The following is a 1,777-nucleotide window of genomic DNA, read 5'->3' as shown; positions in this document are numbered from 1 at the left end:
AGTCTAGTGGTAGTAAGTCAAGTGAAAAGGAGTAGTTATTCGAGTAAAAACTTCGTTTTAAGACCGAACAAAACTAAGCCCGCCAAAATAGTGATTTTTTCGGGCATTACCAAGTATGCGAACATAACTATGTTGTTATGTCTCTAACACGCTCCTTGGTGGCGTGTAGAGTTGATGGTTACGTAGTAGCGTATCCATCAAACGCACAAATTTTCTTGCCGTTAGGACGATGGCTCTTTTATGTTGATGCTTGGGTGTTTCTTGGTATTTTTTCGCATAGAATTCCCCGTATTCAGGTAGATGGCGCCGCACCGAGTTGGTGGCTTCAACTAGGTAATAGCGGAAATAACGATTGCCCTGTTTGGTTAATGGGGTATGCTCGGATTGGTAGTTCCCAGATTGTTTGACTTTCCAACTTAGTCCTGCATATTTGGCCAACTTTGTCTGGTCTTCGAACCGATCAATTTGGCCAATTTCAGCGATTAAGCCAGCGGCGTATACTTTACCGACGCCTGGAATGCTTGTGAGACATTGATACTCTGGGATAGCAACGACAAGTTGTTCGATGGATTTATCTAGCGCTTGGATACTATTTTCTAATCCGCGTATTTGGGCTGCAATCGCGCTAAGTACGGCATCGATAGATTCTTGCGCAACACTTCCAAGTCTGTAACTACCTCGAATCGCTTTTTTGATGGTTTTGGCCAATGCTTCTGGTTGTTTAAACCGCCCCCTTCCTTTTTCTTGAAGTAAGGAAGCGAAGTCTTCTAAGGGCATCTCTGCTAAGTCATCTAAACTGTAATCTTCGGTGAAGAGACTTAATAGAGTGGCGCTGAATACAGAAGTGCTCGAATCGCTAGCCTTGAGCTCTCTGGTCAGCGTATTACACTTGTAGGTTAAGTTTTCAAGAAAATGTTGCTTTGCTTCTACTAATTGCCCAATCATTTGATACCTTGCACGTGTTAAGCGTTGCAAGGCCATGTATTTTTCTTCTTTGATGGGAGAGGTTGTAAACCGTTGGATGCGCAAAAAATCTGCGATTCTTAACGCATCATTTTTATCCGTCTTATCTTCATCAAACATGCGAGAAAATTGCTTGATGCGAAATGGATTTTCCACAGTGACTACCGTTGGTAAGGCACGCAGTGCCTCATCTTCGTTGAAAAACATGGCTGGGTGAAAACTGTACATGGATGTGGATTCCATGCCTATAACAATCTGTGTAAAGTGCCATGCCTCATGACATGCAAGAATCTTTTCTTTGATTGTGGTTGCGCCAACCACATCGTTTCCTAGCGACATTTCTGCGAGTACAGTGAGCGAGTCATCATCCGTTAAAAAGCATGTATCCAGTTTTTCAGAACTAACATCTATACCGACAAATAATTTCATTGGAAGGACCTCCCTTCGTGATTTATTTGGAAAATTGCTTTGATACTGTGGGATTTCCCAGAAACACATTGTGTAGCCACAACCTCGCCTACAAGAATACTAATCAACAGCTTCACCAAGCCACCTCCCAACCTACTAATGGAAGTGGTGAACTGTTGGAAACAGCTAGTGAGTTGGTAGTGATACCAATGGTTCGGGCAACAGACTCATAATCGTAGACAACCTACAGGAGTGATTAGCAAATTCCCAATGGATCCTTTCCATAGCTCCATTATAATCTGGGAAATCACACAATATCAAAGCAAACCATTTACAAGCCGACAGGCTGTTATATGAAATTTTCAAAGAACAATTAAGAAGCTATAAACTTATTATACGAGGAGTG

The 1,777-nt window shown here is 42.1% G+C and carries 1 protein-coding gene; it reads right to left on the bottom strand.

Going from position 1 to position 1,777, the window contains the following annotated elements; genetic code table 11:
* Positions 1-135: 135 nt before the first annotated feature.
* On the bottom strand, positions 136-1,392 hold the full coding sequence (locus DUK53_RS16960) for an IS110 family RNA-guided transposase (protein ID WP_036132372.1): 1,257 nt from the start codon (positions 1,390-1,392) through the stop codon (positions 136-138).
* Positions 1,393-1,777 lie beyond the last annotated feature (385 nt).

This window comes from Listeria sp. SHR_NRA_18 (assembly GCF_003856515.1).
Taxonomy (GTDB): domain Bacteria; phylum Bacillota; class Bacilli; order Lactobacillales; family Listeriaceae; genus Listeria_A; species Listeria_A newyorkensis.
The sequence above is the reverse complement of the archived record's forward strand: the minus strand, read 5'-3'. Positions and strand labels throughout refer to the sequence as shown.